Raw genomic sequence first — 22,354 nt, forward strand, 5'->3', positions numbered from 1 at the left:
GGGCTGTGACATTGTGCGGCTCTGCCGCGTGGGCGCGACCAGCCCCCACCGGCCCGCGGGTTCGTCACCGCGCTTCCCGCGGAGCGCTCAGTGACGGTGCTCGTGGTCCGGGTGTGACGGGTCGCCCGGGTGCTCGTGCCCGGCGGCGTACACCACGCCGGTGCGGGCGCGGTCGAGCCACGCGAAGAAGGCCCGGCGGCCCGCCGCCCGCCGCAGCTCGCGCTCGATGCCCTCACGCGCCCTCTCGTACGGCAGTACGTGGTCCGGTGCCGGCTCGTCGAAGGGGTCGACGCCGCGCCGGAGGGCCTCCGGGGTGAGAAAGCGATCCCGGTTGCGGTCGTAGTAGTCCCGCACGGTTGCCTCGGGGATCGCCTGCTCGCGCTCGAAGACGTCCAGCAGGACACGTGCGGCAGGGGAGTGGGAGAGCACCGCCGCGACGATGCTGCCGAGATCGGCGACGTCCGCCTCCGCGACGGCGAGCACCTGGGACGGCGACACCTCCTCCGGAGCCCTCAGCCCCCGTTCGGCGCAGGCCCTGCGCGCCAGTTCGTCCGCCACCACGACCTGCGTCGCCCAGCGCCGCCGCTGCCGTTCGGCGCGGGCGAGGGCATCGGGGCGCGTCTCGCGGTCGCGCGGCGGGACGACCGCCAGGAACGCGTCCACGCGGTCACGGGCGAGGGCTTCCCCGTGGACGAGGGCGGCGGCGCCCCCAGGCAGGTCCGCCTGCGCGTGGACATGTGTCGGCATGGGCCCGCTCATGGCGTCACGTCCAGCGTGACGGCCTGTGTGTAGGCCACGTTGCCGTGCCACGCCACCTTGGCCATCAGCCAGTACGACCCGGGCGGTACGGCCGCGCCGTCCACCTCGATCACGCACTGGGCCTCCTCACCGGCGCCCACGGTGAACCCCTGGCAGCCCGGCGCCACGCCCGCCCAGGTGCCCCAGGACGAAACGGCCCACACGGTGCCGTTGACGGGCCCCCGGGTGGTGTTCCGGACGGTCACCGGGACCTGGACCCGCTCCCCCCGTCGTACGGTGACGCGCTCGGCGCCGAGCCGGGACACAAGGGTGGGTCCGGTACGCCCGTCCGGCTCGCCCTCGGGAACGGCACCCGGCACGTCGAGGGCGACGACGTCCTCGTACGTCTGACCGCCGTACTCGAGGTGCGCGGTGAGCCAGTGCCGGCCGGGCGCGGCGCCGGGCGGGGGCGTGACGGTCACCTCCGCGAGGGTGAAGCCGCCGGGGCCCAGCGCGTAGGGCAGTTCGGAGGGCTCGACGGACCAGCCGGGGGGTGCCGTGAGGGGCACGGTGCCGGACACGGGCGCGTCGGTCAGCTCCGAGCTCACGCGGACGGTCGCGGTGACGGGACGGCCGTCCGACGCGGTGAGCGCCCTCGGTGACACGTACACCGCGACGGGCATGTTGCCGCGCGGGGCAGGGCCGGAGTTGTGCAGCCAGTAGCGGGTGTGGACGGGCTGGGCGGGCTCATGGGCGGTGATGCCCGGACCGCCGGAGTGCTGCGCTCCGTCGGGCGTGGCCAGGACGGTGGCGACTTCGAAGCCGGTCAGGTGGGCTCCGAGGCCGCCGTCCCCGTCCGGGGTGAGGGGCTCCCCGGGCGTCTCCAGGACGTCGGCGCGTGCGCCCTGCGTCCACGTCACCGGTCCGCGTACCCGTGCCTGGACCGGACGGCCGTTCACCTCGTGCATCCGTACGACGACCTCGCGGCTGGGATCCGCCGGTGCCCCGCTTCCCCGGGCGAGCGGTGAGCCGGCCGGCTTGAGTGCGTCGAGGAGCACCTCGCCCGCGGGCTCGAGCGCCAGCAGGGTCGCTCTCCTCGGCAGGACGGCGACCTGGTCCCGCGACGACTGCCGGATCCGCGCGGTGAGCGGGTGGTTGAACCCATGCCCCGCCCGCGGCAGCCGCAACTCCCGCCAGTCGCCCGTGCCCGCGACGACGGCGTACTCGAACGTATGGGACCAGCGCTGGAGTTGGAAGGCCGAGCCGTCGGGGGCCGTACGGCGCGGCGGGTCGACCCAGATGCCCGACGGCCAGCCGGTGCAGGAGCGCATCAGGGACATGTAGAGGTCCCCGGAGGCGGTGACCACACAGCCGGGCGTGCCGCGGTTGAGCACGGCGAAGCTGCGCCCGTCCCAGGCGTCGCCCGGCGGAAGGGCCTCACCGCCGCCCGCCGCCGTGGCCCGCAGGGTCGCCGTCGCGTCCAGGTCGGCGATCAGCGCGTCGACCGCCTTCGCGTCGTCCTCGGTGCGGTCGCCCGCGACCACGAGCAGCGGCAGTCGTTCCAGGTCGCGCAGGTCGGCGCCGGGCACCCACTCCTCGCGCAGTGCGGCGCGCGGCGCGACCCAGACGGCCGCCATGCCGGTCTCGGCCAGCTGCCGGCGCAGCTCGCGCCCGGCGGCAGGGTCCCAGCCGAGCGCCTCGGCGACCAGGGAGTTGCGGTCGGGGGCGCCGACGGCGATGCGGATGTCGGGGAGGTTGGAGTCGACTTCGAGGTCGCCGTAGCGGGGGCCGTCGGCGACGGTCGAGGTCGCTGTGACGCCCGCGCGGACGAGCGCGGCCGCGAGCGGGGTGCCCAGTTCCCCGGCGTCGTCCCAGGAGGCGTACACGAGCTCGGCGACGCCGATCGGCCGGTGGCCGAGGAACGCACCGGCGTCGTCGTGGACCGCGACCCGCGCGGTGGACCCCAGTCCGAACCACGTGTTCGCCGGGTTGTCCAGCGTCCACGGGAACCGCTCGCTGTCCACCTCCACGAACCCGAACCCGCGCCCGATCACGGCGTCGGCGACCTCGTGCACCGGCAGCCCGCCCCGCACGTCCGACGGCCAGCGCACCCGGATGAGCCGGTCGGCGCCGTCGTAGCCGTCGATGGTGGTGGACACGTCCAGGCGGTCGACGCCCTTCCAGAGGGTCAGCCGCTGTGTGTAGCGGAAGAGACCGAGGTCGCCGCGGACGGTGATCCGGGACCCCGCGGGGGAGTGCTCGACATCGATGTCGGCACGGACGTCCCGGCTGCGGGCGGCGGTGGTGCCGGTCGGGGTGAGATGCCAGGGGCCCTCGCCGAAGCGTGGGTGCCTGGGGTACTCCTCCTGGACGACCAGCTCATTGCCGATGTCGCCGTGGCGCAGCAGCTCCCGGCCGCCCTCTGCCAGCCCGCGCAGACTGCTCACCGCGCCGCCGCGCGCCGGGTCGACCGTCACTTCGTAGAACTCGTTGCGGATGGTGGTGCCTTCGCCCTTGGACCACTCGGGCACCAACCCCTCTGCGACCGGAAGCGTCTTGAGCCCCATACCGGGCACGTCCGGTACGACGACGCGGAGTTCGCCGTCCTCGCGCACGGCGGGCAGTGGGAGGCCGGTGCTCTCGTCGAGCGGGACGAGGTCGCTGGGGTCGTGGAGGGTGAGCACGTCCCGGCGGTCCCAGGTGGCGGAGTTGAAGACGACGAGGTCGGTGCCGCCGCCGGGCAGCGGGGTCACCCCGTCGGCGAGGGCCTGGGTCGCGTCGGCGTGCACGGCCTCGGCGAGGTCGTACAGCTCGCGCCAGCCGGTGAGCAGGTCGATGTAGACCTGGTCGGACTCGGAGCCTGTGATGGCGTCGTGGTGGGCGCCGTAGATCAGCTGCCGCCAGGCCTTGTCGAGCGCCGCGTCCGGATACGGATGTCCGGTGACCAGCGAGGCCAGGGTCGCCCAGGCCTCGGCGTCGGCGAGCAGCGTCTCGCCGTACCGCTGGGCCTGCTTGGTGTCGATGTAGGAGACGTCCTTGCCGGTGTAGACCGGGTTCATGTCCCGCGTCTGCGGGGATGCCGTGCGTCCCTCGGCCGCCAACTGCGCGCGCACGGCGGCGAAGAAGTCCCTGGGGACCGCGCTGATGAACCGCGGCCACACGTAACGGGCGTTCCAGTCGCGGTGGATGTCCATCACCCAGCGGCACGGCGGCGCGTAGTCCCCGCCGACCGGGAGCAGCACGTTGCGGGTGAGCGCGACCTGCTTGAGCCCCTTGAACAGCTTGAACGCCGCCGCCTCCGCCTCGGGCAGCGTGGGCGCGTTGTCGATGACCCAGCCCGCGCCGTAGTGGTTGACCATGTACGCGGTCAGCAGCCCGCGCCCCGACGGGGCGATCCAGCTGAACTCGGCCGGGAACTGCATCCGCTGGGGGTCCCTCGGCTCCTCGCCGAACACGGACAGCGTCGGCCCCCACTGGTGGAACGGCCCGCGCGCCCACGAACTGGAGCTGACGCCCGCGTCCGCCATCAGCCCGGGGAACTGCGGATCGTGCCCGAAGGCGTCAAGCTGCCAGGCGGTTTCGGGGGAGGCCCCCATGATCCGGCGCTGGAAGCCGTCGCCGTACAGGGCGTTGCGTACGGTGGCCTCGGCGCCGGTGAGGTTGGTGTTGGGCTCGTTGTAGGTGCCGCCCATGATCTCGACGCGGCCGGTGCGGATCAGCTCCCGCAGGAACGCGCGCTCCTCCGGGAAGGCGTCCCAGTACGGCTTGAGGTAGTCGACCTCCGCGAGCACGAAGGTGTACGCCGGGTCGCGGCGTGCCAGGTCGCAGTGGGCGCGGACGAGGCTCATGCCGGACTGGCCGCGCGAGTCGAAGGTGCGGGCCGGCAGCCCGGTGGCGGCCGGGTCGTCGGCGACGTCCCAGGTCTCGGTGTACGCGGCCTGGGTGTTCCACCACACGGGGTCGTAGTGGAAGTGGCTGACCATGAACATGGTCCAGCCCGGTTCGGCCGCCGTGAACGCGGCGGTCTGCCGGGCCTCTTGGGCCGGGTCGTCGGCGTCCTGGGCGGAGACGGTGACGTGGGTGCCCTCGCCGGGGGAGAGGTCGCCGGTCACGGGTATCTCGGCGCGTGCTGTGCCGTCGTCGCCGGCGGTGGCGAGGATCTCCCCGGCTCCGCGGACGCCCGGGCCCTCGACGGTGATGCGGACCGTCCGGCCGGGGACATGGCTGATCTCGGCGACCACGACCTGGTGCGGCTGCTCCTCGGTACCGACGAAGAGCTCGGTCGACTCGACAGAGGTGACGCGCATGGGTCTCCTACGAGGGCTCGGCGGGGCCCCATGGTGACACCGGAGGGATGGTTCAAACAACCATCTGAATGTTTCCTCGGTGGTTCAGCCATGCATGTTCCGCCCGTGCCCGGCTCTTTGCCGCTGTGCATGACGCGCTCGTTGCGGCATGCGCGACGAGGGCGGGTTCATGCTCGGCGACAGGCTGAAGGGCATGCGAAAAGCCGCCCTGGCCGGGCGCCGGGGCGGCTTGCGTGTACGGGAATCGTGTGCGGAAGCTCAGCGACTGCGGCGGGACTTCACCGCGTGCTGTCCCGCAATGTGGTCGGTCAGTGCCAGCGAGGCGCTCGCGCGCTGGTAGGACAGCTGGGCGACCCGGACGTACAGGCAGTCGATGAGCACCAGCACGGAGTGCCGGGCGCCGATGATGCCGGTGGGGAAGCTGGTCTCGGATGTGGAGGAGATGAGCCGGATGTCGGCGGCCCGGGCGAGCGGCGAGCGAGGGTCGGCGGTGAGCGCGACGGTCGTGGCACCGCGCTCCTTGGCCAGCTCGAACGGCTCGATGGTCTCCCGAGTCGCACCGGAGTGGGAGATGCCGATGGCGACGTCCGCCGGAGTGAGCAGGGCCGCGGAGGTGGTCGCGGCGTGCACCTCGGTCCAGCCGCGCACCGCGCAGCCGATGCGGAACAGCCGGGTCTCGGTCTCCTGGGCCACAGCGCCGCTGCCGCCGACGCCGTAGACGTCGATGCGCCGGGCTCGGGCCGTGGCCTGGGCCGCCCGCTCGATCGCGTCGAGGTCGATCCGGTCGATGGTCTGCTGCACCGCGCGCAGGTCGGCGCTGCCCACGACCTGCACGACCCGCTCCAGGTCGTCGTCCGGGGAGATGTCCGGGCCGATCTCGGCGGTACCCCAGTCGGAGACCTCGCCGCGGCCGCGCTCCTTGGCCAGCTCGATCAGCAGATGCTGGTAGGAGTCGAGGCCGATCGCCCGGCAGAAACGGGTCACCGTCGCCTGGGAGGTGCCGGTGCGGCGACCCAGTTCGGCGGCCGAGCAGTGGGTGACGGCGGCCGGATCCTCCAGGATCAGCTCGCCGACCTTCCGCAGGGAGCCGGCCAGGCGGGGCAGTTCGGTGCGGATCAGGGTGGTGACGTCCGTCGAGGGCATGGGAAGAAGGTATCAGCCACCGTTCTCACAGCGATTTGAATACCAGGACCGAAGGAGCGCGAGCCACGCCCGCTCGTTGCCCGGCGCGGGGGCGTGTGATTTATTGATTCACTGATGGAGTTTGTACGAGGTGGTTCAATCCACCATGAGCCGTCCACCAGTAGGGAGTGTCGCGTGACCGCAGAGTCCCTGAGCGCCAAGGGTTTCGCGCGCGAGAGCCTGGCCGTCCTCGACCGCATCACCGAGTCCGCCCGCGACGAGGTCGCGCGCGCTGCCGAACTGATCGCGGAATGTGTGCGGTCGGACGGCGTCATCCAGGCCTTCGGTACCGGCCACTCCCAGGCTATCGTCCTCGAACTCGCCGGCCGGGCAGGGGGGTTGGTGCCCACCAGCCGGCTGAGCATCGCCGACCTCGTCCTCTACGGCGGCGACGAGCCGAGCGTCCTCGACGACCCCCTCCTGGAGCGCGAGTCCGGGGTGGCCGCGCGGATCTACGACCTTGCCGCACCGAGCCCACAGGACCTGTTCGTCGTCATCTCCAACTCCGGCGTCAACAACGTGGTCGTGGAGATGGCCCTGCACGCCAAGGAACACGGCCACCGCGTCCTGGCCATCACGTCGCTGGCCCACACCCGGGCGGTCCCCGCCGCCCACCCGAGCGGCAAGAAGCTCGCCGACCTCGCCGACGTCGTCCTCGACAACGCGGCACCGCGCGGTGACGCTCTCCTCGACCTCCCAGGCGGCGGCTCGGTCTGCGCCCTGTCCACGCTCACCGGCGTGATGCTGGTCCAGATGACGGTCGCCGAGGCGGCCTCCCTCCTCCTCGTCTCCGGGGAACGCCCGCCGGTCTACGTCTCGGCCAACGTGCCCGGCGGCTTCGAGAGCAACCTGGGCCTGGAGAAGCGGTACGCCGGACGGATCCGCCGTCCCGCGAGCTGAGCCGTAATCGGCTGCCGTCATGGGCGGCAGGAGCTGCCACCGACCGTCGGGTGGCATGCCGGAGACGCGGCGCGAGCCGCCGCCGCGTGAGCGACGCTCAGGTCAGCCCAGCTTCCGGAACAGCCCCTCCTGCACGACGGACACGATCAGCTGTCCCTCGAGGTTGTAAATGCGCCCGCGCGCCAGGCCCCGGCCACCCGTCGCGATCGGTGACTCCTGGTCGTACAGGAACCATTCGTCCGCGCGGAACGGGCGGTGGAACCACATCGCGTGATCCAGCGACGCCATGTCGAAACCGCGGTGACCCCACAGCGGCTCCACGGGGAGACGGACGGCGTCGAGAAGCGTCATGTCGCTCGCATACGTGAGCGCGCAGGTGTGCACGAGCGGGTCGTCGCCCAGCGGGCCGACAGCGCGCATCCACACGGCGCTGCGAGGTTCGGCCTGCTCGACCTCGTCGGGGGTCCAGCGCAGCCGGTCCACGTAGCGGATGTCGAAGGGCTGCCGCCTGGCCATGCGCTCCAGTGTCTCCGGCAGCGTGCCCAGATGGCTGCGGATCTCGTCCGCGAGCAGCGGCAGCGACTCCGGGTCGGGAACCTCGCGGGCCGGCGGCAGCTGGTGCTCGAAGCTTCCCTCCTCGGGCTTGTGGAAGGAGGCGGTCAGATTGAAGATCGTGCGGCCCTGCTGCACGGCGGTGACCCGCCGAGTGGTGAAGGAACGCCCGTCACGGACCCGTTCGACCTCGTACACGATCGGCACGCCCGGGCGGCCCGGGCGCAGGAAGTACGCGTGCAGCGAGTGCACCGGGCGCTCGCCGTCCGTGGTGCGGCCCGCCGCGACCAGGGCCTGGCCGGCGACCTGGCCGCCGAAGACGCGCTGCAGCGACTCCTGCGGGCTGAGGCCGCGGAATATGTTGACCTCGATCTGCTCCAGGTCGAGCAGATCGACCAGCCGCTCCGCTGGGTTCGTCATGTGGTGATCTCTCCTGTGCTCACATTCGGAGGTGCACTCGCCACTCCGGGCTGGAACCGGACCTACAGCTGGCCGACGTCCGTGACACGGACCACGGCGCGGCCCTCCTCGTCGGAGGCCGCAAGGTCGATCTCCGCGCTGATGCCCCAGTCGTGATCGCCGTTCGGGTCGGCGAAGGCCTGGCGCACCCGCCACAAACCGTTCTCCGGTTCCTCCTCGATCATCAGCAGCTTGGGACCGCGTGCGTCGGGACCGGTGCCGAGGTCGTCGTACTCGTCCCAGTACTTGTCCATGGCCTCGCCCCAGGCGTCCGCGTCCCAGCCGGACTCCCCGTCCATCTCGCCCAGTTCCTCGACGTCGTCGAGGGCGGCGAGCTCGACCCGGCGGAACATGGCGTTGCGCACGAGCACGCGGAACGCACGCGCGTTCGCGGTGACCGGCTTGACCTGGTCGGCCTTCTCCTGGGCCTCCTCGGCCGTGACCTCCTCGGGGTTGGCGAGCTGCTCCCACTCGTCGAGGAGGCTGGAGTCGACCTGGCGGACCATCTCGCCCAGCCAGGCGATCAGGTCCTGGAGGTCCTCGGACTTCAGATCGTCCGGGACCGTGTGGTCGAGGGCCTTGTAGGCGCTGGCGAGGTAGCGCAGCACGATGCCCTCCGTGCGCGCGAGCTCGTAGAAGGAGATGAACTCCGTGAAGGACATCGCCCGTTCGTACATGTCGCGGATCACGGCCTTCGGGGACAGCGGATGGTCGCCGACCCACGGATGACTCTTGCGGTAGGTGTTGTACGCCTGGAAGAGCAGCTCCTCCAGCGGCTTCGGGTACGAGACGTCCTGGAGCCGCTCCATGCGTTCCTCGTACTCGACACCGTCCGCCTTCATCGCGGCCACGGCCTCGCCACGCGCCTTGTTCTGCTGGGCCGCGAGGATCTGCCGCGGGTCGTCGAGCGTCGACTCAACGACGGACACCATGTCGAGGGCGTACGAGGGGGATTCCGGGTCGAGGAGTTCGAACGCCGCCAGCGCGAAGGTCGACAGGGGCTGGTTGAGCGCGAAGTCCTGCTGCAGATCCACCGTCAGGCGCACGATGCGGCCTTCGGCGTCGGGCCGGTCGAGCTTCTCGACGATGCCGCCGTCCAGCAGTGACCGGTAGATCGCGATGGCGCGGCGGATGTGCCTGAGCTGCTGCCTGCGCGGCTCGTGGTTGTCCTCGAGGAGACGCCGCATCGCCTCGAAGGCGTTGCCCGGCCGGGCGATCACCGACAGCAGCATCGTGTGCGTGACCCGGAAGCGGGAGGTCAGCGGCTCAGGCTCGGACGTGATCAGCTTGTCGAAGGTGTTCTCCGTCCAGGCGACGAACCCCTCGGGGGCCTTCTTGCGAACCACCTTGCGGCGCTTCTTCGCGTCGTCGCCCGCCTTGGCCAGGGCCTTCTCGTTGTCGATGACATGCTCGGGCGCCTGGGCCACGACGAAGCCCGCGGTGTCGAAACCGGCCCGCCCGGCACGCCCCGCGATCTGGTGGAACTCGCGGGCCCGCAGCGTCCGCACCCGGCTGCCGTCGTACTTGGTGAGGGCGGTGAACAGCACGGTACGGATGGGGACGTTCACGCCGACGCCGAGCGTGTCCGTACCGCAGATGACCTTGAGCAGGCCGGCCTGCGCCAGTTTCTCGACCAGGCGCCGGTACTTCGGCAGCATGCCCGCATGGTGCACGCCGATCCCATGCCGTACGTAACGGGACAGGTTCCGGCCGAACTTGGTGGTGAACCGGAAGTTGCCGATCAGCTCGGCGATCTGGTCCTTCTCCTCGCGCGTGCACATGTTGATGCTCATCAGCGCCTGCGCCCGCTCCACGGCCTGGGCCTGCGTGAAGTGCACGATGTAGACGGGAGCCTGCTTGGTCTCGAGGAGCTCGGTCAGCGTCTCCGTCAGGGGCGTCAGCCGGTACTCGTACGAGAGCGGGACGGGGCGGGTCGCTGAGCGGACGACCGTAGTCGGGCGACCGGTGCGGCGCGTGAGGTCCTTCTCGAACATCGAGACGTCGCCGAGCGTCGCCGACATCAGGATGAACTGCGCCTGGGGGAGTTCGAGGATGGGGATCTGCCAGGCCCAGCCGCGGTCGCCCTCCGCGTAGAAGTGGAACTCGTCCATCACGACCTGGCCGATGTCCGCGTGCTTGCCGTCGCGCAGCGCTATGGACGCGAGCACCTCGGCCGTGCAGCAGATCACAGGCGCGTCGGCGTTGACGGAGGCGTCGCCGGTCAGCATGCCCACGTTCTCCGTGCCGAAGAGCTTGCAGAGCTCGAAGAACTTCTCCGAGACCAGCGCCTTGATCGGGGCCGTGTAGAAGGTGACCTCGTCGCGCGCGAGAGCCGCGAAGTGGGCGCCCGCCGCGATCATGCTCTTGCCGGACCCGGTCGGCGTGGACACGATCACGTTCGCACCCGAGACGACCTCGATCAGCGCCTCTTCCTGGTGCGGATAGAGCGTGAGGCCGCGTTCCCCGGCCCACGACTCGAAGGCTTCGTAGAGGGCGTCGGGGTCGGCGGTCTGCGGCAGCTGATCGATAAGGGTCACGCCCCCATCTTGCCTGCCTTCCCGCCCGATGAGGGAATCGGTCGCTCGTACGAAGATCGCAAACGCTACGCTGTGGCGCCGACAAAGCGTCAGCGTGTGCGGACAACTCGCCGTGCACGCAAGAGGAACGGGGCGGGATGCAGCCATGATGGGACCGGCACATTCACTGTCAGGGGCTGCGGCCTGGCTGGGGGTGGGCGCAGCAGCGGCCGCCGCCGGGCACACGATGCCCTGGCCGGTCCTGCTCGCCGGGGCGCTGATCTGCGCGGGCGCGGCGCTGGCCCCCGACCTCGATCACAAGGCGGCCACCATTTCGCGGGCCTTCGGCCCCTTGTCACGGTGGCTGTGCGAGATCGTCGACAAGCTGTCGTACGCCGTCTACAAGTCGACCAGGAAGCCGGGCGACCCGCGCCGCTCCGGCGGGCACCGCACGCTGACGCACACCTGGCTGTGGGCGGTACTGATCGGCGCGGGCACCTCGGTCCTCGCGATCACAGGAGGCCGCTGGGCGGTCCTCGTGATCCTCTTCGTACACCTGGTGCTGGCGATCGAGGGCCTGCTGTGGCGGGCCACGCGAGGCTCCAGCGCCGATGTGCTGGTCTGGCTGCTGGCGGCGACCAGTGCCTGGATCCTCGCCGGCGTCCTCGACAAGCCGGGCAACGGCGCGGACTGGCTCTTCACCGCGCCCGGCCAGGAGTACCTGTGGCTCGGACTGCCGATCGTGCTGGGCGCGCTGGTGCACGACATCGGGGACGCCCTGACCGTGTCCGGCTGCCCGATCCTGTGGCCGATACCCATAGGCCGCAAGCGCTGGTATCCGGTGGGCCCGCCTGGACCGATGCGGTTCCGCGCGGGCAGCTGGGTGGAGCTGAGGGTCCTCATGCCGACGTTCATGGTGCTCGGCGGGGTGGGCTGCGCGGCCGCGCTCAATGTCATCTGAGGCCACTCAGCGTCATCCGAGTCATGCGAACGAGGCCGCAGCCCCGACCCCCAAGCCACTGGGGGGTCGGGCTGCGGTTCTCCGCACGGCTAACCGTGTCTCCGGATGGCTAGCCGTGCCAGGACCGCCACAGCGCCGCGTACGCACCATCCGCCGCCACCAGCTCATCGTGGCTGCCGAGCTCGCTGATCTGCCCGTTCTCGACCACCGCGATCACATCCGCGTCATGCGCGGTGTGCAGGCGGTGGGCGATGGCCACCACGGTGCGGCCGTCCAGGACACGGGCCAGCGAACGCTCCAGGTGGCGCGCCGCGCGTGGGTCGAGGAGCGACGTGGCCTCGTCGAGGACCAGCGTGTGCGGATCGGCCAGCACCAGCCGGGCGAGCGCGATCTGCTGCGCCTGCGCCGGGGTGAGCGCCACACCGCCCGAGCCGACCTCGGTGTCCAGGCCGTCGTCGAGCGCACGCGCCCAGTCGTCCGCATCGACCGCGCCGAGCGCTGCCCACAGCTCCGCATCCTGCGCGTCCGTGCGGGCCAGCAGCAGGTTGTCCCTCAGCGAGCCGACGAACACATGGTGCTCCTGGTTGACCAGGGCCACATGGGAGCGCACCTCCTCCGCGGGCATCCGCGACAGCTCAGCGCCGCCGAGCGTGACCCGGCCCTTGCGTGGCCCGTAGATCCCGGCGAGCAGCCGGCCGAGTGTGGACTTGCCGGCGCCGGATGGTCCGACCAGGGCCACGCGGGTGCCGGGCTCGACCGCGAGCGACACCTCGCGCAGCACGTCGACGCCCGGGCGGTATCCGAAGTTCACCTGGTCCGCGCGCACGTCGCGGCCCTTCGGCGCCACGGACGGATCGCCCGCCTCCGGTTCGATGTCGCGCACGCCGACGAGCCGGGCCAGCGACACCTGGGCCACCTGCAGCTCGTCGTACCAGCGCAGGATCAGTCCCACCGGGTCGACCAGCATCTGTGCGATGAGCGCACCCGTCGTCAGCTGCCCCACGCCGATCCACCCCTGGAGGACGAAGACCCCGCCGATCATGAGCACCGAGCCGAGCACCGTCACGTGCGTGAAGTTGATGACCGGGAAGAGGACCGACCGCAGGTACAGCGTGTACCGCTCCCAGGAGGTCCATTCCTTGACCCGCTGGTCCGACATCGCGACGCGGCGCGCGCCCAGTCGGTGCGCCTCCACGGTGTTGCCCGCGTCGACGGTCTCGGTGAGCGCGGCGGCCACGGCGGCGTACCCGGCGGCTTCCGAGCGGTACGCGGAGGGGGCACGCTTGAAGTACCAGCGGCAGCCGACGACCAGCAGCGGCACGGCCAGCAGCACGGCGGGGGCGAGCGGCGGCGCGGTCACGGCGAGGCCGCCGAGCAGCAGAGCCGCCCAGACCACGCCGATCGCGAGCTGGGGCACGGCCTCCCGCATGGCGTTCGCAAGCCGGTCGATGTCCGTGGTGATGCGCGAGAGCAGATCACCGGTGCCGGCGCGCTCGAGAACCCCCGGCGGCAGTCCGACGGACCGTACGAGGAAGTCCTCGCGCAGATCGGCCAGCATCCGCTCGCCGAGCATCGCCCCCCGCAGCCGCACCTGCCGTACGAAGAACGCATTGACGGCCAGTGCGAGGGCGAAGAGCGCGGCGGTGCGCTCCAGGTGAAGCTCCCGGGCCTCGTCGGCCACCTTCTCGACGAGCGAGCCGAGCAGATACGGGCCCGCCATCGACGCGATCACGGCGATCGCGTTGACGGTGACGAGCAGCAGGAAGGCTCGGCGGTGCCGTCGCAGCAGCTCGCCCACATAGGCGCGTACGGTCGCGGGGGCACCGACCGGCAGAGTGTTCGCCGTCGTCGGGGCCGCCGGATCGTACGCCGGTGGCGCCAGGCCGATCATGCCGTCTCCTCGATCTCTTGCAGTTCGTCCATCTCGTGCAGCGCGTCCAGCCGCGCCGGCTTCTGGTCCACCTGTGGGTGCTGAGGCGCCCGCCCGGCAGCGTCCAGGCCGTCAGCCCTCTCCCGCTCGGCGACCTCCCTCTCCCGTTCTGCGGCCTCGGCTTCGGTCTCCCGGGTCACCACCCCCCGGTACCGGGGCTCGCTGAGGAGCAGTTCCCGGTGCACACCGACGGCGGCGACCTCGTCCTCATGGACCAGCACGACCCGGTCGGCGTGGTCCAGGAGCAGCGGGGACGAGGTGAAGACGACCGTGGTGCGGCCCTCCCGCAGCTTCCTGATGCCGTCCGCGATCCGTGCCTCGGTGTGCGAGTCCACCGCGGAGGTCGGCTCGTCCAGGACCAGGGCCTCGGGGTCGGTGATCAGAGACCGGGCCAGGGCGAGCCGCTGGCGCTGCCCGCCCGAGAGGGAGCGGCCCCGTTCGGTGATACGGGCGTCCATCGGGTCGGCCGCGTCCAGCGCCCCCTGGATCAGCGCGTCCAGAACATCCGCGCACTGCGCGGCGGCGAGCGCCGCCTCGGCGCGGACGGCTCCGGACGCCGGTACGTCGAGCAGTTCGCGCAGGGTGCCGGACAGCAGCACCGGATCCTTGTCCTGGACGAGCACCGCCGTACGGGCGGTGTCCAGCGGCAGCTCGTCCAGGGGCACTCCGCCGAGCAGCGCCGACGGCACCTCCGAGGTGTCGACCGGAGCGTGGCCGCCGAGCCGCTGCGCGAGCCGGCCGGCGGCGTCCGGGTCGCCGCACACCACGGCGGTGAGCCGCCCGGCGGGCGCGAGCAGCCCGGTCGCCGGGTCGTACAGGTCGCCGGACGGCACCTCGCCCTCGAGCGAACCGGCCTCCGGCATGACCCGCTCCAGGGACAGCACGCGCGCCGCACGCTTCGCGGAGGGGCGCGAGAAGGAGTACGCCATGGCGATCTCCTCGAAGTGCCTCAGCGGATAGGTCATCAGCCCGACCGCGCTGTATACGGTGACGAGTTCGCCGACGGTGATACGGCCCTCGCGGGCCAAACCGACGCCGTACCAGACGACCGCGATGAGCAGCAGCCCCGGCAGAAGTACCTGAATGGCCGAGATGAGCGACCACATCCGGGCGTTGCGGACGGCCGCGTGACGCACCTCCTGCGAGGCCCGGCGGTAGCGGTGGAGGAAGAGCTCCTCGCCGCCGATGCCGCGCAGCACGCGCAGACCCGCGACGGTGTCCGATGCCAGCTCGGTGGCGCGCCCGGCCTTCTCGCGCTGGATGTCGGCGCGGCGCGTGGCACGCGGCAGGAGCGGCAGTACGGCGAGGGCCAGCACGGGCATGCCGATCGCGACGACGACGCCGAGCGCCGGCTGGTACACGACGAGGCCGACGCAGACCAGGACGACGGTCAGCGCGGCCGCGGCGAACCGCGACAGTGCCTCGACGAACCAGCCGATCTTCTCGACGTCGCCCGTGGAGACGGCGACGACCTCGCCGGCGGCGACGCGGCGGGTGAGCGCTGATCCCAGCTGTGCGGTCTTGCGGGCCAGCAGTTGCTGGACGCGTGCGGCTGCGGTGATCCAGTTGGTGACCGCGGTCCGGTGCAGCATGGTGTCGCCGAGCGCGATGCCGACGCTGCACACCGCGATCACCGCGCCCGCCAGGGCGAGCCGGGACCCGGAGCGGTCGACTACGGCCTGCACGGCGTAGCCGACGGTGTAGGGCAGTCCGGCGATGGCGAGGAAGTGCAGCAGGCCCCACGCCAGCGACTTCAGCTGCCCGCCGAGCTGGTTCCGGCCGAGCCACAGCAGGAACCGGGGGCCCGAACGCGCGTCAGGTACGCCCGGGTCGGAAAACGGAAGGTCTTGAATCTGCATGACGTCCCAGGGCTCGCAAAGGGAATGAAGGGTTCGGAAAAACGGAAGGGGGGTGCCGCGGGGGGCGGGAGCAAACCGTGAAAGGTTCCCGTCCGGCCGTGCCGCGAGGCAAACGGTTTTTCGCCGCAGGGCAAAGAATCGGCCCGCATACGAGCGCGGACGCTGGGGCGGGGCACGACAGTGCGACAGGCGGTGGGACCATGGAGCGCATGCGTGGAGCTGGTGCGGTACGGTCGGCGGTTGCGGGAGCGGCCTGCGGTGTTCTTCTCATGTCCCTGACGTCATGCGGCAGCGCGGGTGACGGAGGGAGCGCACAGAAGGACGACGCGACCCCCGGACAGGCGCAGCGCGCCGACACGCGTGCCGTCGACCTCAAGCGCATCCCCCATGTGGGGGACCGGCTGCAGTCGCAGATACCTGCGAAGTCCCGCCAGGTCGTCGCGGTTTACGGGGAGGGCAGGGACTCGGCGGTGTCGACCGTCGTTCTCTACACGAAGCACGGCACCACCTGGGACAGGACCCGGAGCTGGCCCGCGCACAACGGCAAGAAGGGCTGGACCACCGACCATCACGAGGGCGACAAGCGCAGCCCGGTCGGCGTCTTCACGCTCACCGACGCCGGCGGCGTCCTGCCGGACCCCGGCGCAAAGCTCCCCTACACCGAGTCCGCCTCTTTCGAGGCCCCGCACTACTGGGCCAAGTCGCACTGGCACGACTTCGACTACGTCATAGCCATCGACTACAACCGCGTCAAAGGCACCTCGCCCAGCGACCCGACGCGGCCCGAGGGCCAGTCGAAGGGCGGCAGCATCTGGCTGCACATGGACCATGGCAGCGGTACGTCGGCCTGCGTCAGCCTGTCCAAGTCGGGCATGAGTTACCTGTTGCGCACGCTCGACCCGGAACAGCACCCCGTCGTCGTGATGGGCGACAAGGCGGAGCTCAAGGCATAGAACCGCGATCCGGCCGCCCGTCCCGAGTCGGGCGTCAGTAGTAGTGCCGCAGGGACGGCCACAAAGACGACCACGGTTTCACCGTGCCCGAGCAGAGCACGACCGCGGCATGCTGCTCCTCGTTGTCGACGCCGTGCCCGTTGTCGACGCGCGTGACCTGGCGGCACCCGGTGAAGTGCCGTTCCACGGCGTTGTTGTCGGCCTGCCGGACCAGCAGCACCGGCCCGTCGGCGGAGTCGGGCGGCGGGCCCCAGTCGGCGTAGCTCATATGGCCCGAGTACGGGCGGGGGAGTCCGCGTGAGGGGCCGTAGCGGTCGAGCGCGCCCGCCTCGCCGTAGTTCTGCGTGAAGATCACGGCGTCGGCGCGGTCCCTGGCGGGGATGGCGGACCAGCCCTCGCGTACGGCGTCGGCCAGGGCGGGCCAGCCGATCTGTTCGCCCTGCTCCTTGTTCATCGCCATGGGTACGGCAAGGGCGCTCGGCGGCAGCACGGGCAGGGTGACCATCGCGTTGATGGCGGCCGTCAGTACGACCGCCGCCGCGAGCAGCCACCGCCGGGCGCGGCGCCGGCCGCGCCGGAGCCAGCCGAGCAGCGGCTCGCACCCGGCCGCGAGCAGGACGATGAGCAGGGGAATCGTGTAGTACGCCTTGCCGCCGATCGCCAGCACGACCAGGCACAGCAGCGGATAGGCCACCGCGATCGGACGGGCCCAGCGCAGCGCCGGGTCCCGCCACAGCCGCAGCCATCCCGCGATCCATACCGGCACGAACAGCGGGGAAATGTAGACGAGTTGCTGGGGGACGAAGAGTGTCCGGTTCTCGGCTCCGTCGTCGGTGCTGATCCCGCTGGCGACGGTCAGCTGCGGCCAGTCGTGTGCGGCCTGCCACCACACCGTGGGCATCGCCAGGACCAGTACGACCAGAGCGCCCGCCCATGGCCACCACCCGCGCAGCACCTGCCGCGGCCCCACGGCGACGATCGCCACCAGGAGCACCGCGACGAGCAGCCCCACAAGATATTTGTTCTGCAGCCCGATCCCGGTGGCCGCACCGACGGCGAGCCACCATCGGCCGTCCCCGGTACGCAACAACCGCAGCGTCAGCCAGCAGAGGACCAGCCAGGCGAGCAGGTCGAACGTGGCCGTCGACACCATGTGGCCGACGGCGAGCAGCTGAGCGCCCAGCGCCGCAAGACCTGCGGCAAGGGCCTGTACTCGACGGCCGCCGCCCAACTCCCGTGCCACCAGCGCCACCACGACCACCGTGACGGCGAAGGCCAGTGTCGAGGCGACGCGCAGCCCCGACGGGCTCTCACCGAAAGCGGCCCGGGCCGCCCGCGCCACGAGGGGCGTCAGCGGAGGCTGGTCCACGTATCCCCATGCCGGGTGATCGCCCGCGGCTAGGAAGTACAACTCGTCACGGTGGTAGCCGTACCGACCGGACAGCGATGTCAGGACCGCGGCGAATACGGCGGCCAGGGCCAGTACGGGTGCGGCGGCGAAGGGCGGCAGTTCCCGTCGACCGTTCCTGGCCGCAGGGACGACCGGCGCCTCTGGCTGGGTCACGTCCATCGCACGCTCCGCCTTCCCCCAGGCCCGGCCGTACGTGTCGCAATTACGTGTCGCAATGGGGTCGAAGCACCCGGCTGGAGCGTACTGACTCCACCAGAGCCCGGTCGAGGCCCGTGCCGGACAGAGGGCGTACTGAGGCGTGAATCCCCCGTCGGCCGGAACTTCACTGACACAGCATCACATCGGGGGCGCTGCCAGGGTTTACACCGATGTGACACGGAGGTTCCTTACGGAGGCAGATGCTCCGGAATAGTGACGCGCCGCGGAAGCACTTTTCCGCATCCCAGAAATCGATAGGAGCTCCCGTGTCGCCGTCCGTACCGTCCCTACCGCGACGCGTCGCACGCATCTTGCGTACCTCACTGTTTGCGCAGGTCGCCTGCGCACTCCTGCTCGGAATCGTCGTCGGAAAGCTGTGGCCCGACGTGGCCACGGATCTCCAGCCGCTCGGCGACGGTTTCACCCGGCTCATCAAGACGATCATCTCGCCCCTGGTGTTCTGCGTGGTCGTCGTCGGCATCGCCAAGGCCGGTGACCTGAAGGCGTTCGGCCGGATCGGGCTCAAGGCCCTGATCTGGTTCGAGGTCGCGAGCACGCTCGCCCTGCTCATCGGGCTCCTCGCCGCCAACATCTTCCAGCCCGGCTCGGGGATGAACGTCGACCCGTCCACGCTCGACAGCTCGGCGGTCGATGCGAAGACGGGCGGCGGTTCACTGCCCTCGACGACTGAGTTCATCCTGAACGCCCTTCCCACCAGTTTCATCGGCGCCTTCGCCGAGAACTCCCTGCTCCAGGTGCTCCTCCTGGCCTGCCTGGTAGGCGCCGCGCTGCTGCACCTCGGCCACACCAAGGTGCCGCAGGTCCTGCCCGCCATCGAGCAGGCCCAGGAGATCATCTTCGCGATCGTCGGCTTCGTCATGCGACTGGCGCCGATCGCGGTGTTCGGCGCGATGGCCGTTCTGATCGGGCAGTACGGGCTCGGCGTGATCGAGACGTACGCCAAGCTGATCATCCTGTGCTACGCGGCCGCGGCGTTCTTCATCGCACTCCTCGCCATCGCCCTCCGGATGGTCACCGGGCTCAGCCTCTGGAAGTTCCTGCGCTACATCCGTGAGGAGATGCTCCTCGCGCTCGGCACCGCCTCCACCGAGTCCGTCATGCCGCGTGTGATGCAGAAGCTGCGCAAGGCCGGCGCCCGCGACGACGCCGTGGGCCTGGTGCTGCCCACGGGGTATTCCTTCAACCTCGACGGCGCCTCGCTGTACCTGTCCATCGGCACGCTGTTCATCGCCCAGGCCGTGGGAGTGGACCTCAGCCTGAGCCAGCAGATCACCGTGATCCTGGTGCTCATGCTCACCAGCAAGGGCATGGCGGGCATCCCCGGTTCCGCCTTCCTCGCCCTGGCCGCGACCGCCTCCTCGCTGGGGGCCATTCCCGCCGGCGCCGTCGCCCTGCTGCTGGGCGTGGACCGCATCATGGACTCGATGCGCGTCGTCACCAACCTGCTCGGCAACTGCGTCGCCGTCTTCGCGGTGTCCCGGTGGGAAGGGGCGCTCGACCAGGAGCGGGCCAAGAAGGTGCTGGACGGTGAGGTCGGGCCCGCGCCGGAGGCCGCCGACGAGACTGACGGGACGGCCGACGCGGTGGACGAGGCCGCCTCGCCGGTCGTGGCGGAGGACGCGGCGACGGCTGTGCCCGAGCAGTCAGGGCCGCCGTTGGTCGAGGCCACGGCCAAGGAGGCTGCGCCAAGGTGAGTTGAGAAACCCCGATCGAGACCCGTCGAGACCAGTCGAGAGACCCGTCAACGCGGGTCGAGGCAATACCCGTGGAACAGCCGAGGCCCGGCCGCCGTGCCGGGCCTTCGCCGTGCCCCGCCGCACACGGCGACAACGCGTCGGCACCATCGCACACGGCGAACACGGCGTCGGCACCATCGTCGTCCGTGCCGTGACGGCGACGCTGAGATCAGCAGCCGCGCGCCTCCGCCTGAGGCACCCCGTCGACCAGCGCGGACAGCAGACCGGTGAGCAACTCCCTCTGCTCACCCGTCAGCGGAGCCAGGATGTCCTCGGCGGCGGTCCGGCGGGCATTACGCAGCTCCCGCAGCGCTTGACGCCCGTCGTCGGTGAGCTCGATCCGTATCACCCGCCGGTTGGTGGGATCCGGGACACGGCGCACCTGTCCGCTTGCCTCCAGGCCGTCCACCAACGTCGTCACGGCGCGCGGCACCACCTCCAGGCGCTCGGCCAGATCCGCCATACGTGGCGGGGAACTGTAGTGCACGAGGGTGCGCAGCAGCCGGGACTGGGCCGGCGTGATGCCCAGCCCGCACCGCTCCAGATGGCGCTTCTGGATGCGATGCACACGGCGGGTCAGCCGCAGAAGCTGCTCGGCGAGCAGGCCGTCGGCGTCGGGGGTGCTCATAACGGGAACGATATCAGGACTTCGTTCATTGTGAGTATAGGTAACAATGAGCTATGCTCCCATCGTTGCTGTCAGCCTGCTTGGCTCACGCCGTAGAACAAGCCGTAGAACAACACGTAAACGCCAGAAGTAGCTTCCCGTTCGACCTGAGTCGGTGAAGCCGTAACACTCACACCCGTAGGAGCCCATGCATCCCGACGAACCCACCTGGACACCCCCGACACCCGATCCGGACCAGCCGCGACAGGTGCGCCGCATCCTCCGGCTCTTTCGGCCCTACCGCGGCCGCCTCGCCGTCGTCGGGCTGTTCGTCTGCGCCTCATCGCTGGTCTCGGTCGCCACGCCCTTCCTGCTGAAGGAGATCCTCGACACCGCGATCCCGCAGGGCCGGACGGGCCTGCTGAGCCTGCTCGCGCTCGGCATGATCCTCAGCGCCGTCGTCACCAGCGTCTTCGGCGTCCTGCAGACCCTCATCTCGACCACGGTCGGCCAGCGTGTCATGCACGACCTGCGCACTGCCGTCTACGGCCGGCTGCAGCGCATGTCCCTCGCCTTCTTCACCAGAACCCGGACCGGCGAGGTCCAGTCGCGCATCGCCAACGACATCGGCGGCATGCAGGCGACGGTCACGTCCACGGCGACCTCGCTGGTCTCGAACCTCACCAGCGTCGTCGCGTCCATCGTCGCGATGCTCGCCCTGGACTGGCGGCTCACCGTCGTGTCGCTGCTGCTGCTTCCGGTCTTCGTGTGGATCAGCCGGCGAGTCGGCCGCGAGCGCAAAAAGATCGCCACGAAGAGGCAGAAGCAGATGGCCACGATGGCCGCCACCGTGACCGAGTCGCTCTCCGTCAGCGGCATCCTGCTCGGCCGCAGCATGGGCCGCGCCGACTCCCTCACCCGGTCCTTCGCCGGCGAGTCCGAACAACTCGTCGACCTCGAGGTGAAGTCGAACATGGCGGGGCGGTGGCGCATGGCCGTCATCACGATCGTCATGGCCGCCATGCCGGCCGTCATCTACTGGGCCGCAGGCGTGGCCTCCCAGCTCGGCGGCCCCTCCGTCTCGATCGGTACTCTCGTTGCCTTCGTCTCGCTCCAGCAGGGCATGTTCCGGCCCACGGTGAGCCTGCTCTCCACCGGCGTGCAGATACAGACCTCGCTCGCGCTCTTCCAGCGCATCTTCGAGTACCTCGACCTGCCGGTCGACATCACCGAGCCGGAGAGCCCCGTCCACCTCGACAAGGTCGTCGGCGAGATCCGTTTCGAGAACGTCGAGTTCCGCTACGACGACAAGAGCGGGCCCGTCCTCGACGGCATCGACGTGACGGTCCCTGCCGGCGGGGGCCTGGCTGTCGTGGGCCAGACCGGTGCGGGCAAGAGCACCCTCAGCTATCTGGTCCCCAGGCTGTACGACGTCACGGGCGGCCGGGTGACCCTCGACGGCGTCGACGTGCGCGACCTGGACTTCGACACGCTCGCGCGCGCAGTCGGTGTCGTCTCGCAGGAGACGTATCTCTTCCATGCGTCGGTCGCCGAGAATCTGCGGTTCGCCAAGCCCGACGCCACGGACGAGGAGCTGTACGCGGCGGCCAAGGCCGCCCAGATCCACGACCACATCGCGTCTCTGCCCGACGGTTACGACACGGTCGTGGGCGAGCGCGGCCACCGCTTCTCCGGCGGGGAGAAGCAGCGGCTGGCCATCGCCCGCACCATCCTGCGAGACCCACCCGTGCTGATCCTCGACGAGGCCACCAGCGCACTGGACACCCGTACCGAGCAGGCCGTGCAGGAGGCCATCGACGCTCTGTCGGCCAACCGGACCACGATCACCATCGCGCACAGGCTCTCCACGATCCGGTCCGCCGACCAGATCGTCGTGCTCGACTCGGGGCGCGTGGCGGAGAGCGGCACGCATGAGGAGCTGCTCGAGCAGGACGGCCGTTACGCCGCCCTCGTCCGCCGAGACGCCCAACTGGAGCCCACAAGATGAAGATATGCCGGGTTTG

General features: G+C 70.7%; 14 protein-coding genes. 5 read left to right on the forward strand and 9 right to left on the reverse strand.

Annotation, left to right across the window (positions count from 1 at the left end; genetic code table 11):
• Positions 1-87: 87 nt before the first annotated feature.
• The 3 genes from H1D24_RS08505 to H1D24_RS08515 all read right to left on the reverse strand — a co-directional run bounded on the left by H1D24_RS08505 (position 88) and on the right by H1D24_RS08515 (position 6,188).
• On the reverse strand, positions 88-747 hold the full coding sequence (locus H1D24_RS08505) for a peptidyl-prolyl cis-trans isomerase (RefSeq protein ID WP_181656799.1): 660 nt from the start codon (positions 745-747) through the stop codon (positions 88-90).
• 8 nt (positions 748-755) lie between these two features.
• Positions 756-5,045 carry a glycoside hydrolase family 38 N-terminal domain-containing protein gene (locus H1D24_RS08510; RefSeq protein WP_181656800.1) on the reverse strand — a complete coding sequence of 1,430 codons (4,290 nt, stop codon included), beginning with the start codon at positions 5,043-5,045 and terminating at the stop codon, positions 756-758.
• 258 nt (positions 5,046-5,303) lie between these two features.
• Positions 5,304-6,188: a MurR/RpiR family transcriptional regulator gene (locus tag H1D24_RS08515; RefSeq protein WP_181656801.1), complete on the reverse strand. Its 885-nt coding sequence runs from the start codon at positions 6,186-6,188 to the stop codon at positions 5,304-5,306.
• A gap of 174 nt (positions 6,189-6,362) precedes the next feature.
• On the opposite strand from H1D24_RS08515, the gene H1D24_RS08520 reads away from it, so the two are divergent.
• The gene (locus tag H1D24_RS08520; RefSeq protein ID WP_181656802.1) at positions 6,363-7,127 is read left to right on the forward strand and encodes a sugar isomerase domain-containing protein; all 765 of its coding nucleotides are present in this window, start codon (positions 6,363-6,365) and stop codon (positions 7,125-7,127) included.
• Between the two features lie 102 nt (positions 7,128-7,229).
• Here H1D24_RS08520 and H1D24_RS08525 read toward each other — a convergent pair whose 3' ends face one another.
• Together H1D24_RS08525 and H1D24_RS08530 are read right to left on the reverse strand one after the other, a co-directional pair.
• Positions 7,230-8,099, reverse strand: a complete 870-nt coding sequence (locus tag H1D24_RS08525) for an acyl-CoA thioesterase (protein WP_181656803.1) — start codon at positions 8,097-8,099, stop codon at positions 7,230-7,232.
• Between the two features lie 62 nt (positions 8,100-8,161).
• Complete coding sequence (locus H1D24_RS08530) at positions 8,162-10,675, reverse strand: DEAD/DEAH box helicase (protein ID WP_181656804.1); 2,514 nt, start codon at positions 10,673-10,675, stop codon at positions 8,162-8,164.
• A gap of 145 nt (positions 10,676-10,820) precedes the next feature.
• Here H1D24_RS08530 and H1D24_RS08535 point away from each other — a divergent pair, with 145 nt between their 5' ends.
• Positions 10,821-11,615 (forward strand): metal-dependent hydrolase, encoded by a 795-nt coding sequence (locus tag H1D24_RS08535; protein ID WP_181656805.1) that lies wholly within the window; start codon positions 10,821-10,823, stop codon positions 11,613-11,615.
• Between the two features lie 109 nt (positions 11,616-11,724).
• Here the strand turns inward: H1D24_RS08535 and H1D24_RS08540 are convergent, their stop codons facing one another.
• Both H1D24_RS08540 and H1D24_RS08545 read right to left on the reverse strand, forming a co-directional pair.
• Positions 11,725-13,506 (reverse strand): ABC transporter ATP-binding protein, encoded by a 1,782-nt coding sequence (locus tag H1D24_RS08540; protein ID WP_181656806.1) that lies wholly within the window; start codon positions 13,504-13,506, stop codon positions 11,725-11,727.
• Positions 13,503-15,404 (reverse strand): ABC transporter transmembrane domain-containing protein, encoded by a 1,902-nt coding sequence (locus tag H1D24_RS08545; protein ID WP_181656807.1) that lies wholly within the window; start codon positions 15,402-15,404, stop codon positions 13,503-13,505. Before H1D24_RS08545 ends, H1D24_RS08540 begins: the two co-directional genes overlap by 4 nt.
• A 209-nt stretch (positions 15,405-15,613) precedes the next feature.
• Between H1D24_RS08545 and H1D24_RS08550 the strand changes: the two genes are divergently transcribed.
• A complete protein-coding gene (locus tag H1D24_RS08550) occupies positions 15,614-16,357 on the forward strand; it encodes a hypothetical protein (RefSeq protein WP_181656808.1) in 744 nt (247 codons plus the stop codon).
• 34 nt (positions 16,358-16,391) lie between these two features.
• On the opposite strand, the gene H1D24_RS08555 is transcribed toward H1D24_RS08550, so the two are convergent.
• On the reverse strand, positions 16,392-17,927 hold the full coding sequence (locus tag H1D24_RS08555; RefSeq protein WP_181656809.1) for an ArnT family glycosyltransferase: 1,536 nt from the start codon (positions 17,925-17,927) through the stop codon (positions 16,392-16,394).
• A 305-nt stretch (positions 17,928-18,232) separates the two neighbouring features.
• On the opposite strand from H1D24_RS08555, the gene H1D24_RS08560 reads away from it, so the two are divergent.
• The gene (locus H1D24_RS08560; protein WP_181656810.1) at positions 18,233-19,681 is read left to right on the forward strand and encodes a cation:dicarboxylate symporter family transporter; all 1,449 of its coding nucleotides are present in this window, start codon (positions 18,233-18,235) and stop codon (positions 19,679-19,681) included.
• A 211-nt stretch (positions 19,682-19,892) separates the two neighbouring features.
• Here the strand turns inward: H1D24_RS08560 and H1D24_RS08565 are convergent, their stop codons facing one another.
• Positions 19,893-20,351: a MarR family winged helix-turn-helix transcriptional regulator gene (locus tag H1D24_RS08565; RefSeq protein WP_181656811.1), complete on the reverse strand. Its 459-nt coding sequence runs from the start codon at positions 20,349-20,351 to the stop codon at positions 19,893-19,895.
• 187 nt (positions 20,352-20,538) lie between these two features.
• Between H1D24_RS08565 and H1D24_RS08570 the strand changes: the two genes are divergently transcribed.
• Positions 20,539-22,338 carry an ABC transporter ATP-binding protein gene (locus tag H1D24_RS08570; protein WP_181656812.1) on the forward strand — a complete coding sequence of 600 codons (1,800 nt, stop codon included), beginning with the start codon at positions 20,539-20,541 and terminating at the stop codon, positions 22,336-22,338.
• The last annotated feature ends 16 nt before the right edge of the window (positions 22,339-22,354 follow it).

It is taken from the genome of Streptomyces himalayensis subsp. himalayensis (assembly GCF_013778455.1).
Lineage (GTDB): Bacteria > Actinomycetota > Actinomycetes > Streptomycetales > Streptomycetaceae > Streptomyces > Streptomyces himalayensis.

Coding starts and splice junctions, on each gene's coding strand:
- H1D24_RS08505 (WP_181656799.1), bottom strand. CDS start 747: ATGCCGACACATGTCCACGCGCAGGCGGACCTGCCTGGGGGCGCCGCC.
- H1D24_RS08510 (WP_181656800.1), bottom strand. CDS start 5,045: ATGCGCGTCACCTCTGTCGAGTCGACCGAGCTCTTCGTCGGTACCGAG.
- H1D24_RS08515 (WP_181656801.1), bottom strand. CDS start 6,188: ATGCCCTCGACGGACGTCACCACCCTGATCCGCACCGAACTGCCCCGC.
- H1D24_RS08525 (WP_181656803.1), bottom strand. CDS start 8,099: ATGACGAACCCAGCGGAGCGGCTGGTCGATCTGCTCGACCTGGAGCAG.
- H1D24_RS08535 (WP_181656805.1), top strand. CDS start 10,821: ATGATGGGACCGGCACATTCACTGTCAGGGGCTGCGGCCTGGCTGGGG.
- H1D24_RS08540 (WP_181656806.1), bottom strand. CDS start 13,506: ATGATCGGCCTGGCGCCACCGGCGTACGATCCGGCGGCCCCGACGACG.
- H1D24_RS08545 (WP_181656807.1), bottom strand. CDS start 15,404: ATGCAGATTCAAGACCTTCCGTTTTCCGACCCGGGCGTACCTGACGCG.
- H1D24_RS08550 (WP_181656808.1), top strand. CDS start 15,614: ATGCGTGGAGCTGGTGCGGTACGGTCGGCGGTTGCGGGAGCGGCCTGC.
- H1D24_RS08555 (WP_181656809.1), bottom strand. CDS start 17,927: ATGGACGTGACCCAGCCAGAGGCGCCGGTCGTCCCTGCGGCCAGGAAC.
- H1D24_RS08565 (WP_181656811.1), bottom strand. CDS start 20,351: ATGAGCACCCCCGACGCCGACGGCCTGCTCGCCGAGCAGCTTCTGCGG.
- H1D24_RS08570 (WP_181656812.1), top strand. CDS start 20,539: ATGCATCCCGACGAACCCACCTGGACACCCCCGACACCCGATCCGGAC.